Below are 14,714 nucleotides of genomic sequence, written 5' to 3'. Positions count from 1 at the left end.
CCGGCGGCGCGGGCGAGTTCGAGGTCGAGGGCCTCGCGGCGGATCCGCTGGTCGATGTAGAGGAGCACGGTGACTCCGGCCGTGATCGGGAACGTCAGCATGGAGCCGATGACCGACCCGACGCCGCTGACGATCAGGAACGTCCAGCCGAACTCGCCGGTGTTCTCGAGGAAGCCGGTGACGCCGTCGCCGCTGACCGCGCCGGCGATGAACGTGAACGGGATGACGATGATCGACGCCACGACGTTCGCGATGATCGCCGCGAGCAGCTGGATGCCGAAGACCCGCCACCAGGAGCCACGGACCAGCTTGGCGGAGCGGGTGAGGGACTTCTTGATGCCCTGCTTCTCCAGCATGAGCGCGGGGGAGGCGAGGGAGAGGCGGACCACGATCCACAGGGCGGCGACGGCCGCGCCGAGACCGCCGAGGACGGCGAGGCTGGCTCCGGCGTCGGATGCGCCCGCCAGGGCGATCAGCAGACCGGGCAGGGTGCCGATGGCGACGATGGCCACGCCGATGAGCGGAATGAGCAGGGTCAGACCGAACAGCTTGGCCAGCTGGGGGCGGGAGTCCTGCCAGGCCTCCGAGATGGTGACCGACTTACCGAGCACCGCGCGGCTGGTGACCATCGTGAGCACGGCCGTCGCGACGATCGTGCCGAGCAGGGTGACCAGGAGGACCACCCCGGAGCTGAGCATGGTGTCGCCCAGGGCGCGGGTCAGTTCGCCGACGGTCGCGCTCGGGTCGTCGAGGGCCTCGGTGTCGACGGACTCGTTGAGGACGAGGCCCTGCAGGAGGACGACGACGATCTCCGTGAGCACGGCCACGGTCAGGGAGATGCCGAGAACCGTGCGCCAGTGGGCACGCATGGTCGACACCGCGCCGTCGAGGATCTCGCCGACGCCGAGCGGGCGGAGCGGGATGACGCCGGGCTTGGCGGCGGGCGGGGGGCCCTGCCAGGCTCCCCAGCCGCGGTAGCCGCCGGGGCCTCCCGGAGCGCCGGGGCCGCCGGGGCCACCAGGGCCGGGCGGGCGGCCGCCCCAGCCCCAGCCGCCGCCCTGACCGGGCGGAGGGGGCGGCGGAGGCGGTGTCTGGCCCGGGACCGGCTCGCTGGGCGGGGACCACTGGGCGGGCGGCGGCTGCTCCTTGGACCACTTGGACGGGCCGCCCTGCCGACCGGCGTCCCCGGTCTCGGCGTCAGCGGGCCCGGTGGCGTCCGGCTTGCCGGAGTCCGGTCCGTCGGAGGGGGCAGATCCGGGCGATGCCCAGCCCGGAGTGTCGTTCATCGTCGCTCCTTCAAGGTGCCCGTCCGCGGGTGCGGCGGCAGGTTGCCAGCCATCGTGCCACGGTGCGCCCGGGAGGTGACCGCGCGCCGTAGGGGCTGGATACCTTCAATTGTCCGCCGGGTACGGGGCAGACTGGGCGGATGGCTGATCAGTACGCGCAATCCAGCGAGGACAAACGGCCGACCGAGATCCCCGCGGTTCCCGCGATCCGCTGGGACGACCTGCCCGAAGGCCCCGTTCTGGTCCTGCTCGACCAGACCAGGCTGCCCGGCGAGGAGATCGAGCTGGTGTGCACCGACGCACCGGCCCTGGTGGACGCGATCCGGAGGCTCGCGGTGCGAGGGGCGCCGCTCCTGGGCATCGCGGGGGCGTACGGCGTCGCGCTCGCCGCGGCCCGGGGCTTCGACGTGGACGAGGCGGCGGACGCACTGGCAGGGGCGCGGCCCACCGCGGTCAACCTTGCCTACGGCGCGCGCCGGGCCCAGGCCGCGTATCGAGCCGCGGTGGTGGGCGGCGCCGATGCCAGCGCGGCCGCGGATGTCGCGCTCGAGACGGCACGGGCGCTGCACGCGGAGGACGCTGAGGCGAGCACCAGGATGGCGGCGCACGGTCTGACGCTCCTCGACGAGCTGCTGCCCGGGGGCGGGCACCGGATCCTGACGCACTGCAACACGGGGGCACTGGTCTCCGGAGGGGAGGGCACGGCGTTCGCGGTGGCGCTCAGGGCGCACCGGGAGGGGAGGCTGCGCAGGTTGTGGGTGGACGAGACGAGGCCGCTGCTCCAGGGGGCCAGGCTCACCGCCTACGAGGCGGCGCGGAGCGGAATGGCGTACACCTTGCTTACGGACAACGCGGCGGGTTCGCTGTTCGCTGCGGGTGAGGTGGATGCCGTGCTGATCGGTGCCGACCGCATCGCGGCCGACGGTTCGGTGGCGAACAAGGTGGGGAGCTATCCGCTCGCCGTGCTGGCCCGATACCACCACGTGCCGTTCATCGTGGTGGCGCCGGTGACGACCGTGGACCCGGGCACGCCGGACGGAACGGCCATCGAGGTGGAGCAGCGGGGTGGGCACGAAGTGACGGAGGTCATGGCGCCGTATGCGCCGGTGGTCGGGATGGAAGCGGGAGGCGGGATACCGGTGGCACCCCTGGGGACGCAGGCGTACAACCCCGCCTTCGACGTGACGCCACCCGAGTTGGTGACGGCGATCGTCACGGAAGAGGGCGTTCTGTCACCTGTGACAGCAGAGGGCCTTGCCGAGCTGTGTTCCAGGTCACGCCAGGTAACGATTAGCTAATGGGATGATGTCAGGCATGAAGGGACGAGTCCTTGTCGTCGACGACGACACCGCACTGGCCGAGATGCTCGGGATTGTGCTGCGTGGTGAAGGTTTCGAGCCGTCGTTCGTAGCTGATGGCGACAAGGCGCTGGCCGCTTTCCGGGAGGCCAAGCCCGATCTTGTGCTGCTCGACTTGATGCTGCCGGGGCGTGACGGCATCGAGGTGTGCCGCCTGATCAGGGCGGAGTCCGGAGTGCCGATCGTCATGCTCACGGCCAAGAGCGACACCGTTGACGTGGTGGTCGGTCTGGAGTCGGGGGCCGACGACTACATCGTCAAGCCGTTCAAGCCGAAGGAGCTCGTGGCCCGGATCCGGGCGCGGCTGCGGAGGTCGGAGGAGCCCGCTCCCGAGCAGCTGGCCATCGGTGACCTGGTCATCGACGTGGCGGGGCACTCCGTGAAGCGGGACGGGCAGTCGATCGCGCTGACGCCGCTGGAGTTCGACCTGCTGGTCGCGCTGGCCCGCAAGCCGTGGCAGGTGTTCACCCGTGAGGTGCTGCTCGAGCAGGTCTGGGGCTACCGGCACGCGGCGGACACCCGGCTGGTGAACGTGCACGTCCAGCGGCTGCGGTCGAAGGTCGAGCGGGACCCGGAGCGGCCGGAGATCGTGGTGACCGTCCGTGGTGTCGGTTACAAGGCCGGACCGAGCTGACGTGTCCCGGGACAGTTCCCCCTCGGCGCCCGGGGGTCCGGGGGCTCGCACGGGGCGGACTGGACCGGGACGGCGCTCGTCCGGGTTCGGGCGGCTCGTCGACGGCGGGCTGCTGCTGCAGGGCGGAGTGCAGGGCAGCCCTGTGCTCCGGCTCTTCGCGCGCTGGGTGCGCCGTCCGCTGCTGCCCGCGGTGCGGCTGTGGCGGCGCAACATCCAGCTGAAGGTCGTCGCCACGACCCTGCTGATGTCGCTCGGCGTGGTGCTCATGCTCGGGTTCGCCGTCATGAGTTCGGTGAACAACGGCCTGCTCAAGGCCAAGGTGAAGGCGTCGCAGAGCCAGGCCGACGGCGGCTTCAGAGCGGCGCAGGACAGTGTCAACGCCGCGCGGCAGAGCGCGGGACAGGGCCAGGACGGCAGTACGGCCGACGGGCGCAATGCCGCCATGTGGATGTCCGACCTCGTCGAGCAGCTCTCCAGCGGTGGTCAGAACGCGTTCGCCGTGGTGACGCTGAGCCCCACTTCCGCGGGTGACTCCGGGAGCGTGCGGGGCTCGCGCGCCTCGGGCGGCGTGGAGCCGATCCTGAGCGTGCCGGAGGAACTGCGCCGCCAGGTCGACAACGGCACGGGCGTCTACCAGGCCAATACGCGGATCATCTACGACGACCGCCGGGAGCCGCAGTCGGGGCTGGTGATCGGCAAGCGGCTCAACGATCTCAACGGCGACCCGTACCAGCTGTACTACCTCTTCCCGCTGACGCAGGAGGAGGAGTCGCTGAACCTGGTCAGGACGACCCTCGCGACCGCCGGGCTCTTCGTCGTGGTGCTGCTCGGCGCCATTGCCTGGCTCGTGGTGCGCCAGGTCGTGACGCCGGTCCGGATGGCCGCGGGCATTGCCGAGCGGCTCTCCGCCGGACGCCTTCAGGAACGTATGAAGGTCACCGGCGAGGACGACATCGCGCGGCTCGGTGAGGCCTTCAACAAGATGGCGCAGAACCTGCAGCTGAAGATCCAGCAGCTGGAGGAGCTGTCGCGGATGCAGCGACGGTTCGTGTCCGACGTGTCACACGAGCTGCGGACGCCGCTGACTACGGTCCGGATGGCTGCCGATGTCATTCACGAGGCGCGGGTGGACTTCGATCCGGTGACCGCGCGGTCGGCCGAGTTGCTCGCCGATCAGCTGGACCGTTTCGAGTCGCTGCTCGCCGATCTGCTGGAGATCAGCAGGTTCGACGCGGGGGCGGCGGCGCTGGAGGCCGAGCCGATAGACCTCCGTGAGGTCGTGCGCAGGGTGGTCGGCGGTGCGGAGCTGCTCGCCGAGCGCAAGGGCACGCACATACGGGTCGTGGGGGACCAGCAGCCCGTGGTCGCCGAGGCCGATGCGCGGCGTGTGGAGCGGGTGCTGCGCAATCTCGTCGTCAACGCCGTGGAGCACGGCGAGGGCAAGGACGTCGTGGTGCGGCTCGCTGCCGCGGGCGGCGCGGTGGCCGTCGCGGTGCGGGACTACGGAGTGGGTCTCAAGCCCGGCGAGGCGACCCGAGTGTTCAGCCGCTTCTGGCGGGCGGATCCGGCACGCGCGCGTACCACCGGTGGTACGGGGCTCGGACTGTCCATCGCCCTGGAGGACGCACGACTGCACGGCGGCTGGCTGCAGGCCTGGGGCGAGCCCGGTGGTGGCTCGCAGTTCAGGCTCACGCTGCCGAGGACGGCGGACGAGCCGCTGCGGGGTTCGCCGATACCGCTGGAGCCGGACGACTCGCGCAGGCACCGGGGTCTGAACGACGCCGGGCTGCCCATCGGGGGCGTGAACAAGCTGGCCACGGTTCCCGCGCAGCCGTCCGCGCTGGCGTCGGAGAGGGTGCAGCCGCCCGTTCCCGCGAAGGGGCCCATACCGCCGCGGCTCCTGAACACAGGGCCCGTGGATCCGACGGCACTGCCCGGCAACGGGTCGAGGGTCGTGCCGCGTCGGCCCCTGGACGACGAGCTGTCGGGCGAGCCGGGTGCGCCGGGCGTGACGAGTGGTGACAGTGACGGGGAACCAGGCTCGGGGGCGGCTGCGGACAGGGATGAGGAGAACACTCGTGGGCGCTGACCAAGCCGGGCGCGGCCGCCGTGCGGGCCGCCGACGTCCGCTGCGCACCGGACTGCTGCTGGGCAGCTGCGGGGCGCTCCTGGCCGGCTGCGCCTCGATGCCGGACAGCGGGAACCTGAAGTCCGTCGACGCCTCGCAGCGGCCGGACTCGCAGTCGCAGGTCCGTGTCTACGCGATGCCGCCGCGCGAGGGCGCCCGGCCCGTGGAGATCGTGCAGGGGTTCCTGGAGGCGCTGACCAGTGATGACCCGCAGTTCGCGATGGCGCGCAAGTACCTGACCAAGAAGGCGTCGCAGGCGTGGGATCCGGAGGAGTCCACGACGGTGCTCGCCGACGGTCCGAACACGGACGCGGGCAACGCGGGCAACGACGGCGAGGGCAGCCGCCGCTACTCCCTGACGGGCCGACAGGTCGCAAGGGTGGACGCGCAGCACGCGTACCGCCCGGAGGACGCGGCCTACACCCAGTCCGTGCACCTCAGCCAGAACGGCGGACCGGGCGGGAACGAGTGGCGGATCGACAAGCCGCCGCCGGGCGTCGTGCTCGGGGAATCGGATTTCCAGCGGATCTACCGGTCCGTCAACAAGTACTACTTCGCCGGGCCCACCGGAGCGGGTGTGAGCGGCCGCACGGGGCTCGTCGCGGATCCCGTGTACATCCGACAGCGGATCGAACCGTTGACGCAGACGGTGAAGACGCTGCTGGAGGGGCCGACCAACTGGCTCCGGCCGGTGGTGCTTTCGAGTTTCCGGAGCGGTACGGAGCTCAAGGACCCCGACAAGCCGCTGACGCTGGACGACCAGAACAGGTTGACGGTGCAGTTGAACAGCCGTTCCGACGGAACCGGGCAGACGAAGTGCAAGGAGATGGCGGCGCAGCTGCTCTTCACCTTGCAGGACTTGACCCCTTCGGGGGTCGAGCAGGTGACGCTGCAGCGTTCCAACGGCTCGATGCTCTGTGTGCTGAGCCAGGAGCGTGCCGAGACCGTCGCGTCCCACCCGAGCACGGACCGCCCGGGCTATCAGTACTTCGTCGACGAGAAGCACCGGCTGGTCCGGATGTCGGCCAACGCCGGGGGCTCGGTCGACCCCGAGCCGGTGACGGGTGCCCTCGGCACCGGTGACCAGCCGTTGCGCTCGGCGGCGGTCTCGCGTGACGAGCAGCGGGCGGCCGGGGTGTCCCTCGACGGCAAGGCGCTGTACATGGGCTCGCTGCTCTCGGACGAGACGCTCGGCAAGGTGCGGCTGCGCAGCAAGGCCAAGTCGGAGAAGGACCGTCTCTCCACGCCCAGTTGGGACGGCAGGGGCAACCTGTGGGTGGCTGACCGGGATCCGAAGCGGCCGCGGCTGCTCTGGCTCGAACAGGGTTCGGGCGACCCGGTCGAGGTCCAGGTCCCCGCGCTGGACGGGCAGATCCGGGAGGTGCGGGTGTCGGCCGACGGCGTGCGCATCGCGCTCCTCGTGGAGAAGGACGGCAAGAGGTCCCTGTGGATCGGCCGCGCCGACCGGGACGCCCGCAAGGGGGAGCGGCCCGAGATCTCCGTCCTCGACCCGACCCCCGCCGCGCCGCAGATGGAAGAGGTCACGGCCATGTCGTGGGCGGGCGGGAGCCGGCTCGTGGTGGTCGGCCGGGAGACCGGCGGGGTCCAGCAGATCCGGTACGTCCAGTGCGACGGCTCGGTGCTCGCGAACACCGCGCTGCCCGGCCTGACCGGCGTCCAGGAGATCGCGGCGTCCGAGGACGAGCGGCAGCCGCTGGTGGCGCACTCGGACGACGGAATCGTGCGGCTGCCGACGGGGTCGCAGTGGCAGACGGTCGTGAAGGAAGGGCTGGCGCCGGTCTATCCCGGGTGAGTCCGGGGTGGCCCTGCCTGCTCCCTGGCCGCCCACGTCTGCTCCCTGGGCGGCCACGTCTGCCCCCCCCGGGCGGGTGGTCCCGCCTGCCCGAGCAGCCCTCGCTCCTCGGCTGCGTCAAGCGCCGGGGAGTTGTCCACAGGCAGTTATCCACAGGGGTGGCCGCACTGTCCCGGCCTTGGCACAGTGGGGACATGCGGGGGTGGTGGCAGGACCTCACCGACCTGGTGTTGCCGACCGAGTGCGGAGGCTGTGGGAGGCCTCGGACAGCACTGTGCGACGAGTGCCGTGCCGCTCTGTGCGGGGCCGTGCCGCGCCGGGCGCGACCGGAGCCGGAGCCGCCCGGGCTGCCCGTCGTGTTCGCCGCCGTGCCGTACGAGGACGCCGCTCGGGCCGTGCTGCTCGCGCACAAGGAGCGGGGCGCCCTGGGGCTCGCCGCGCCGCTGGGCGCAGCGCTGGCCGGGGCCGTGTGTGCCGTTCTGCGGGGCGAATCCCTGGCTGCGGGGGAATCCCCGGGTCGGGGTGATACGGGGGCGCGAAGCGGGGTAGGCGGCACTCAGGATGGCCCACAGGGGCGGGTGATGCCGGTGTCGCTCGTGCCTGTGCCCTCGTCGCGGGCCGCTGTGCGGGCCCGCGGGCACGATCCGGCGCGACGGATCGCCTTCGCCGCGGCGGGAGAGCTGCGGCGGGCTGGAATCCCGGCGCGGGTGCTCGCGGTGCTGCGTCAACGGCGCGCGGTGGCCGACCAGTCGGGGCTCGACTCCCGGCAGCGGCAGGCCAATGTGGCGGGCGCCCTGGAGGTGGCCGCCGGCGGTGGACGGTTGCTGGGAGGTGAGGGCCGAGTCGTAGTCGTGGACGACCTCATGACCACCGGTGCTTCTTTGGCTGAGGCCGCCCGCGCATTACGTGCCGTACACACGGAAGAGAACACGGGAGCGGAGGCCGTGCGGGGCCCGGTATCGGGGGTCGCGCGAAGGTCCGTATCGGGCTGCGGGAAAGCGATCGGCGCAGCCGTTGTCGCCGCGCCACCGGATTCTTTCGAAATAAACCGGAACTGATTGAGAACTTGCATCGTTGCAGGTGGTGAGAGGGTCGATACACCTGAATGGAGGTACGCGGCAGTAGAGGGTGACGACATCCACTCAGGCGAGATATGTTCGGTTGTATGAGGAATGGCGAACGCCGGACCTCGTATATCGGAATGCCGGTCCGCGGTTTTTCCGCAATCACCCGGGCCGGTGGGGTGGAGATCTCGCCCACGGGGGAGGAGGAGGTGGAAGTCACCGAGTCCGAGGCTCCGGCAGACACCGGAGTCTGGTGCAAAAGGGAGATGCTCCGCGGTCGAAGCGGAGCGATCCGGGAACGGAGTTCTGCGTGGACATCGTCGTCAAGGGCCGCAAGACCGAGGTGCCCGAGCGGTTCCGCAAGCACGTGGCCGAGAAGCTGAAGCTGGACAAGATCCAGAAGCTCGACGGCAAGGTGATCAGCCTCGACGTCGAGGTGTCCAAGGAAACCAACCCGCGTCAGGCCGACCGTTCCGACCGCGTGGAGATCACCGTCCGCGGGCGCGGTCCCGTGATTCGCGCGGAGGCCTCGGCAGCCGATCCCTACGCGGCGCTCGACCTGGCCACCGCCAAGCTCGACGCACGACTGCGCAAGCAGCACGAGAAGCGCCACAACCGGCGGGGGAACGGCAGGCTTTCGGCCGCCGAAGTCACCGAGCGGGTCCCGGAGGCGGCGTCCTTCAACGGGGACGGCACCATCGCACGCGAGGAAGAGCCGGACGGCGTGCCGGTCAAGAAGATCGGCTCCCTCGAGATCCAGGGCGAAGGCCCCCTCGTGGTCCGGGAGAAGACCCACGTCGCGGCACCCATGTCACTCGACCAGGCGCTCTACGAGATGGAGCTGGTCGGACACGACTTCTACTTGTTCGTCGACTCCGAGTCCAAGGAACCCAGCGTCGTCTACCGACGGCACGCGTACGACTACGGCGTCATCCGCCTGAACACCGACCCCATGGTCGCCAAGGCCGAGACGGGCGGCGGAGGCGGGGCACTCGGCGGCTGACCGTCGCCCCCCTGTGACAGCCGTTGTGGTGCCCCTGGAGCGCCTGTGCGCCCCCAGGGGCACCACCGTGCGCCCAGTGCGCGCACCGCACCGGCGCCGGGCATGAAATCATGGGCGGGCCGGTCAACCGGTGTGCTGCAGCCTGGCGTTGGCGCAGCAGAGGCACAACAGGCCGCGGGCCTTCATGGGGGAGGAACGATGGCGGACAGCTTCGGACCGATGCGTCACGAGGGTGCCGGCGACGGCATCGGCATCGGCACGGATGCGGGCGCCCCACGCAAGGAGCCCATCAGGGTCCTTGTGGTGGATGACCACGCCCTCTTCCGCCGGGGTCTGGAGATCGTCCTCGCCGCCGAGGAGGACATCCAGGTGGTCGGCGAGGCGGGCGACGGCGCCGAGGCGGTGGACAAGGCCGCCGATCTGCTGCCCGACATCGTGCTCATGGACGTACGCATGCCGAAGCGCGGCGGCATCGAGGCGTGCACCTCCATCAAGGAGGTGGCGCCCAGCGCCAAGATCATCATGCTGACGATCAGCGACGAGGAAGCCGACCTCTACGACGCGATCAAGGCGGGCGCGACCGGCTATCTCCTCAAGGAGATCTCCACGGACGAGGTGGCCACGGCGATCCGCGCGGTGGCCGACGGGCAGTCGCAGATCAGCCCCTCGATGGCGTCCAAGCTGCTCACCGAGTTCAAGTCGATGATCCAGCGCACGGACGAGCGGCGGCTCGTCCCCGCGCCCCGGCTGACCGACCGGGAGCTCGAAGTGCTGAAGCTCGTCGCCACCGGGATGAACAACCGCGACATCGCCAAGGAGTTGTTCATCTCCGAGAACACCGTGAAGAACCACGTGCGCAACATCCTGGAGAAGCTTCAGCTGCACTCCAGGATGGAAGCCGTGGTCTACGCGATGCGGGAGAAGATCCTCGAGATCAGGTGAGGATCAGGCGAGGGCACGCACCAGGTCCGCCGTCAGCTCCGGGCGGTTCATCCGCTCCACGCGCACGGAATCGCAGCCGACCCAGGACGCCGCTTCGAGCAGCGCCTGCGCCATCGGCGCGACCGCCTTCGGGGAGTCCAGCGAGACCTGCTTGGCCACCAGCGTGCTGCCCTCGCGCGCGGGGTCGACCCGGCCGAGGAGCTTGCCGCCCGCGAGCAGGGGCATCGCGAAATAGCCGTGGATCCGCTTCGGCTTGGGCACGTACGCCTCCAGGCGGTGGGTGAAGCCGAAGATCCGCTCCGTGCGCGCCCGCTCCCAGATCAGCGAGTCGAAGGGGGAGAGCAGCGTCGTGCGGTGACGGCCGCGAGGCGTCGTCTCCAGGGCCTTCGGGTCCGCCCAGGCGGGCTTGTCCCAGCCCTGCACGGTCACCGGCACCAGGCCCGAATCCGCGACCACGGCGTCGAACTGCTCGCCCTTGAGGCGGTGGTAGTCGGCGATGTCCGCGCGCGTGCCGACTCCCAGCGCGTCGCCGGCCTGGCGGACCAGCCGGCGCAGGCACTCCGCGTCGTCCAGGTCGTCGTGGAGCAGCGTGTCCGGGACGGCGCGCTCCGCCAGGTCGTACACCCGCTTCCAGGAGCGGCGCTCCGTGCACACCACCTCGCCGTGCATCAGCGCCCGCTCGACGGCGATCTTCGACTCGGACCAGTCCCACCACTCGCCCTTGTTCTTCGCGCCGCCCAACTCCGTCGCGGTGAGCGGGCCTTCCGCGCGCAGCTGCTTGATCACCTGGTCGTACGCGCCCGAGGGCAGGTCGTGGTGCCAATGGGGGCGGGTGCGGTAGGCGCGGCGGCGGAAGGCGAAGTGCGGCCACTCCTCGATGGGGAGGATGCACGCGGCGTGCGACCAGTATTCGAAGGCGTGGGTCTGCGTCCAGTACGCCGCCTCGACGGTGTCGCGGCCCACGGCGCCCAGGCGCGCGTACGGAACGAGTTCGTGCGAGCGGGCCAGGACCGAGATCGTGTCGAGCTGGACCGAGCCGAGGTGGCGCAGCACGCCCCGCACCCCGGACCTGCGGTCGGGCGCCCCCAGGAAGCCCTGCGCGCGCAGGGCGATGCGGCGGGCCTCGTCGGCGGAGAGGGCGGTGGCGGGACTCGGCAGGCTCGTCATGGTCCGAACGATAGGGGGAGGCACTGACAGTTGATCACTCACGCTTTCCCCGATCCGTCACGTTCCCCGATCCGTCACGCTTCTCTCGGTCCGTCACGCTTCTCTCGGTCCGCGCGCCTTCGCGGGCAGGTACGGGTGCGGCGACGGCACTCCGATGTCCGAGGGGAGCAGCGCGCCGACCCAGCAGTCACGGAGCGTTCCCTTGTTGAGCAGGCCCGCGCGGTGGATGCCCTCCACGGTGAATCCGGCCCTCTCCACGACCGCCCGCGAGCCGGTGTTGCCGACCTCCGCGCGCCACTCCAGGCGGGTGCAGCGCAGGTCCGTGAACGCCCAGCGGGCGAGGCCGAGCACGGTTTCCGTCATGAAGCCGCGGCCGCGGTGCTCCTTGGCCGTCCAGTAGCCGACCTCCCAGGTGCCCGAGCGCGGATGGTGCAGGCTGGCCGCGGCGAGCAGCGGGCCGCCCTCCCGGGGGCGCACGGCGAAGGTGTACTCCACGTCGTCGCGCCATTCGTCCGGGACGATGCGGGTGATGAAGTTCTCGGCGTCCACGCGCGTGTACGGCGACGGGATGGTCGTCCAGCGCTGGATCTCGGGGTCCTGGCAGGCCGCGTAGGTCTCGTCCGTGTCCTCGGGCGCGAAGGCGCGCAGGAACAGACGTTCGGTAGTGAGAGTGACGGGCTCCATCAAACGATTCTGCTGGGACCGGGCGCCCGGATCCAGCGTTTTACCGGCTTTCGTGATCAGCTCTCACGAGGCACTCATGGGCCCAACCCGGCACCTTCGGCGCTCCTCGTCCGTTGACCTCATGGCACACCTCCCGGCGCGGCCCGGTCCTCGCATACGATGGCCGTTGCCCGACGAGTAAAACCGACCATGCCAGGCCCGACCGGCAAGGAGACCAACCCCCGTGTCCGTCCTCTCGAAGATCATGCGTGCAGGCGAAGGCAAGATCCTGCGCAAGCTGCACCGCATCGCGGACCAGGTCAACTCCATCGAAGAGGACTTCGTCAGCCTCTCCGACGCCGAGCTGCGCGCGCTGACCCAGGAATACAAGGAGCGTTACGCCGACGGCGAGACGCTCGACGACCTCCTGCCCGAGGCCTTCGCGACGGTCCGTGAGGCCGCCAAGCGCGTCCTGGGCCAGCGCCACTACGACGTCCAGATGATGGGCGGCGCCGCGCTGCACATGGGCTATGTCGCCGAAATGAAGACCGGTGAGGGCAAGACCCTCGTCGGCACGCTTCCCGCGTATCTGAACGCCCTCTCCGGCAAGGGCGTCCACCTGATCACGGTCAACGACTACCTGGCCGAGCGCGACTCCGAGATGATGGGCCGCGTCCACAAGTTCCTGGGCCTGCAGGTCGGCTGCATCCTGGCCAACATGACGCCGGCCCAGCGTCGCGAGCAGTACAACTGCGACATCACGTACGGCACGAACAACGAGTTCGGCTTCGACTACCTCCGCGACAACATGGCCTGGTCGCAGGACGAGCTCGTCCAGCGCGGTCACAACTTCGCGATCGTCGACGAGGTCGACTCGATTCTCGTCGACGAGGCCCGTACGCCGCTGATCATCTCCGGCCCCGCCGACCAGGCCACCAAGTGGTACGGCGACTTCGCGAAGCTGGTCACCCGCCTCACCAAGGGCGAGCCCGGCAACCAGCTCAAGGGCATCGAGGAGACCGGGGACTACGAGGTCGACGAGAAGAAGCGCACCGTCGCCATCCACGAGTCCGGCGTCGCCAAGGTCGAGGACTGGCTCGGCATCGACAACCTGTACGAGTCGGTGAACACGCCTCTGGTGGGTTACCTCAACAACGCCATCAAGGCCAAGGAACTCTTCAAGAAGGACAAGGACTACGTCGTCATCGACGGCGAAGTCATGATCGTCGACGAGCACACCGGCCGTATCCTCGCCGGCCGCCGCTACAACGAGGGCATGCACCAGGCGATCGAGGCGAAGGAAGGGGTGGACATCAAGGACGAGAACCAGACCCTTGCGACCATCACCCTCCAGAACTTCTTCCGCCTCTACAAGCGCGACGGCTACGACAGCGGCCTCTCCGGCATGACCGGTACGGCCATGACCGAGGCCGCCGAGTTCCACCAGATCTACAAGCTGGGCGTCGTGCCGATCCCGACGAACCGGCCGATGGTCCGCGCGGACCAGTCCGACCTGATCTACCGCACCGAGGTCGCGAAGTTCGCCGCCGTCGTCGACGACATCGCGGAGAAGCACGAGAAGGGGCAGCCGATCCTGGTCGGCACCACCTCCGTGGAGAAGTCGGAGTACCTCTCCCAGCAGCTGTCGAAGCGCGGCGTCCAGCACGAAGTGCTGAACGCCAAGCAGCACGACCGTGAGGCGACGATCGTCGCCCAGGCCGGCCGCAAGGGCGCCGTCACCGTCGCCACGAACATGGCCGGTCGAGGCACCGACATCAAGCTCGGCGGCAACCCCGACGACCTCGCGGAGGCGGAGCTGCGCCAGCGCGGCCTCGACCCCGTCGAGCACGTCGAGGAGTGGGCCGCGGCGCTGCCCGCCGCCCTGGAGAAGGCCGAGCGGGCCGTGAAGGCGGAGTTCGAAGAGGTCAAGGAGCTCGGCGGGCTGTACGTCCTCGGCACGGAGCGGCACGAGTCGCGTCGTATCGACAACCAGCTGCGCGGTCGTTCCGGACGTCAGGGCGACCCCGGCGAGTCGCGGTTCTACCTGTCGCTGGGCGACGACCTGATGCGCCTGTTCAAGGCCCAGATGGTCGAGCGCGTGATGTCCATGGCGAACGTGCCGGACGACGTGCCGATCGAGAACAAGATGGTGACCCGCGCGATCGCCTCCGCGCAGTCCCAGGTCGAGCAGCAGCACTTCGAGACCCGCAAGAACGTCCTCAAGTACGACGAGGTCCTCAACCGCCAGCGCGGGGTCATCTACGGCGAGCGGCGTCGCGTCCTGGAGGGCGAGGATCTGCAGGAGCAGGTCACGCACTTCATGGACGACACGATCGACGCGTACATCGCCGCGGAGACCGCCGAGGGCTTCGCCGAGGAATGGGACGTGGACCGGCTGTGGGGCGCGTTCAAGCAGCTCTACCCCGTCAAGGTCACGGTCGAGGAGCTCGAGGAGGACGCGGGCGACCGCGCGGGTCTCACCGCCGAGTTCATCTCCGAGTCCATCAAGGAAGACATCCACGAGCAGTACGAGGCGCGCGAGGCGCAGCTCGGCTCCGACATCATGCGTGAGCTCGAGCGGCGTGTCGTTCTCTCGGTCCTCGACCGCAAGTGGCGTGAGCACCTCTACGAGATGGACTACCTCCAGGAGGGCATC

At 70.0% G+C, this 14,714-nt stretch carries 11 protein-coding genes; 8 read left to right on the top strand and 3 right to left on the bottom strand.

Annotation, left to right across the window (positions count from 1 at the left end; genetic code table 11):
- Positions 1-1,286: DUF7847 domain-containing protein (locus AOK03_RS30205; protein WP_055568541.1), on the bottom strand; the 1,286-nt coding region annotated here is incomplete at its 3' end.
- Positions 1,287-1,426: 140 nt separating this feature from the next.
- Between AOK03_RS30205 and mtnA the strand changes: the two genes are divergently transcribed.
- From mtnA to AOK03_RS30170, 7 genes are all read left to right on the top strand, one after another.
- Positions 1,427-2,584, top strand: coding sequence for an S-methyl-5-thioribose-1-phosphate isomerase (mtnA, locus tag AOK03_RS30200; RefSeq protein ID WP_055568540.1), 1,158 nt, complete (start codon positions 1,427-1,429; stop codon positions 2,582-2,584).
- Between the two features lie 4 nt (positions 2,585-2,588).
- A complete protein-coding gene (mtrA, locus tag AOK03_RS30195; RefSeq protein ID WP_189176211.1) occupies positions 2,589-3,278 on the top strand; it encodes a two-component system response regulator MtrA in 690 nt (229 codons plus the stop codon).
- A 1-nt stretch (position 3,279) separates the two neighbouring features.
- Complete coding sequence (mtrB, locus tag AOK03_RS30190) at positions 3,280-5,367, top strand: MtrAB system histidine kinase MtrB (protein ID WP_079075040.1); 2,088 nt, start codon at positions 3,280-3,282, stop codon at positions 5,365-5,367.
- On the top strand, positions 5,357-7,219 hold the full coding sequence (locus tag AOK03_RS30185; protein ID WP_425264427.1) for an LpqB family beta-propeller domain-containing protein: 1,863 nt from the start codon (positions 5,357-5,359) through the stop codon (positions 7,217-7,219). Before mtrB ends, AOK03_RS30185 begins: the two co-directional genes overlap by 11 nt.
- 194 nt (positions 7,220-7,413) lie before the next feature.
- A complete protein-coding gene (locus AOK03_RS30180; protein ID WP_055568538.1) occupies positions 7,414-8,277 on the top strand; it encodes a ComF family protein in 864 nt (287 codons plus the stop codon).
- 316 nt (positions 8,278-8,593) lie between these two features.
- Positions 8,594-9,286: a ribosome hibernation-promoting factor, HPF/YfiA family gene (hpf, locus tag AOK03_RS30175; protein ID WP_055568537.1), complete on the top strand. Its 693-nt coding sequence runs from the start codon at positions 8,594-8,596 to the stop codon at positions 9,284-9,286.
- 198 nt (positions 9,287-9,484) lie between these two features.
- Positions 9,485-10,228, top strand: a complete 744-nt coding sequence (locus AOK03_RS30170; RefSeq protein ID WP_055568536.1) for a response regulator — start codon at positions 9,485-9,487, stop codon at positions 10,226-10,228.
- Positions 10,229-10,231: 3 nt separating this feature from the next.
- On the opposite strand, the gene AOK03_RS30165 is transcribed toward AOK03_RS30170, so the two are convergent.
- Together AOK03_RS30165 and AOK03_RS30160 are read right to left on the bottom strand one after the other, a co-directional pair.
- Positions 10,232-11,395 (bottom strand): winged helix-turn-helix domain-containing protein, encoded by a 1,164-nt coding sequence (locus AOK03_RS30165; RefSeq protein ID WP_055568535.1) that lies wholly within the window; start codon positions 11,393-11,395, stop codon positions 10,232-10,234.
- A gap of 93 nt (positions 11,396-11,488) precedes the next feature.
- Positions 11,489-12,079, bottom strand: a complete 591-nt coding sequence (locus AOK03_RS30160) for a GNAT family N-acetyltransferase (protein WP_055568534.1) — start codon at positions 12,077-12,079, stop codon at positions 11,489-11,491.
- 223 nt (positions 12,080-12,302) lie between these two features.
- Between AOK03_RS30160 and secA the strand changes: the two genes are divergently transcribed.
- The coding region (secA, locus tag AOK03_RS30155; RefSeq protein WP_055568533.1) for a preprotein translocase subunit SecA at positions 12,303-14,714 on the top strand (2,412 nt) is incomplete at its 3' end.

It is taken from the genome of Streptomyces atriruber, from assembly GCF_001418325.1.
Taxonomy (GTDB): domain Bacteria; phylum Actinomycetota; class Actinomycetes; order Streptomycetales; family Streptomycetaceae; genus Streptomyces; species Streptomyces atriruber.
This window is presented reverse-complemented; position numbering and strand designations above follow the sequence as displayed.

Coding starts and splice junctions, on each gene's coding strand:
- mtnA (WP_055568540.1), top strand. CDS start 1,427: ATGGCTGATCAGTACGCGCAATCCAGCGAGGACAAACGGCCGACCGAG.
- mtrA (WP_189176211.1), top strand. CDS start 2,589: ATGATGTCAGGCATGAAGGGACGAGTCCTTGTCGTCGACGACGACACC.
- AOK03_RS30180 (WP_055568538.1), top strand. CDS start 7,414: ATGCGGGGGTGGTGGCAGGACCTCACCGACCTGGTGTTGCCGACCGAG.
- AOK03_RS30170 (WP_055568536.1), top strand. CDS start 9,485: ATGGCGGACAGCTTCGGACCGATGCGTCACGAGGGTGCCGGCGACGGC.
- AOK03_RS30165 (WP_055568535.1), bottom strand. CDS start 11,395: ATGACGAGCCTGCCGAGTCCCGCCACCGCCCTCTCCGCCGACGAGGCC.
- AOK03_RS30160 (WP_055568534.1), bottom strand. CDS start 12,079: ATGGAGCCCGTCACTCTCACTACCGAACGTCTGTTCCTGCGCGCCTTC.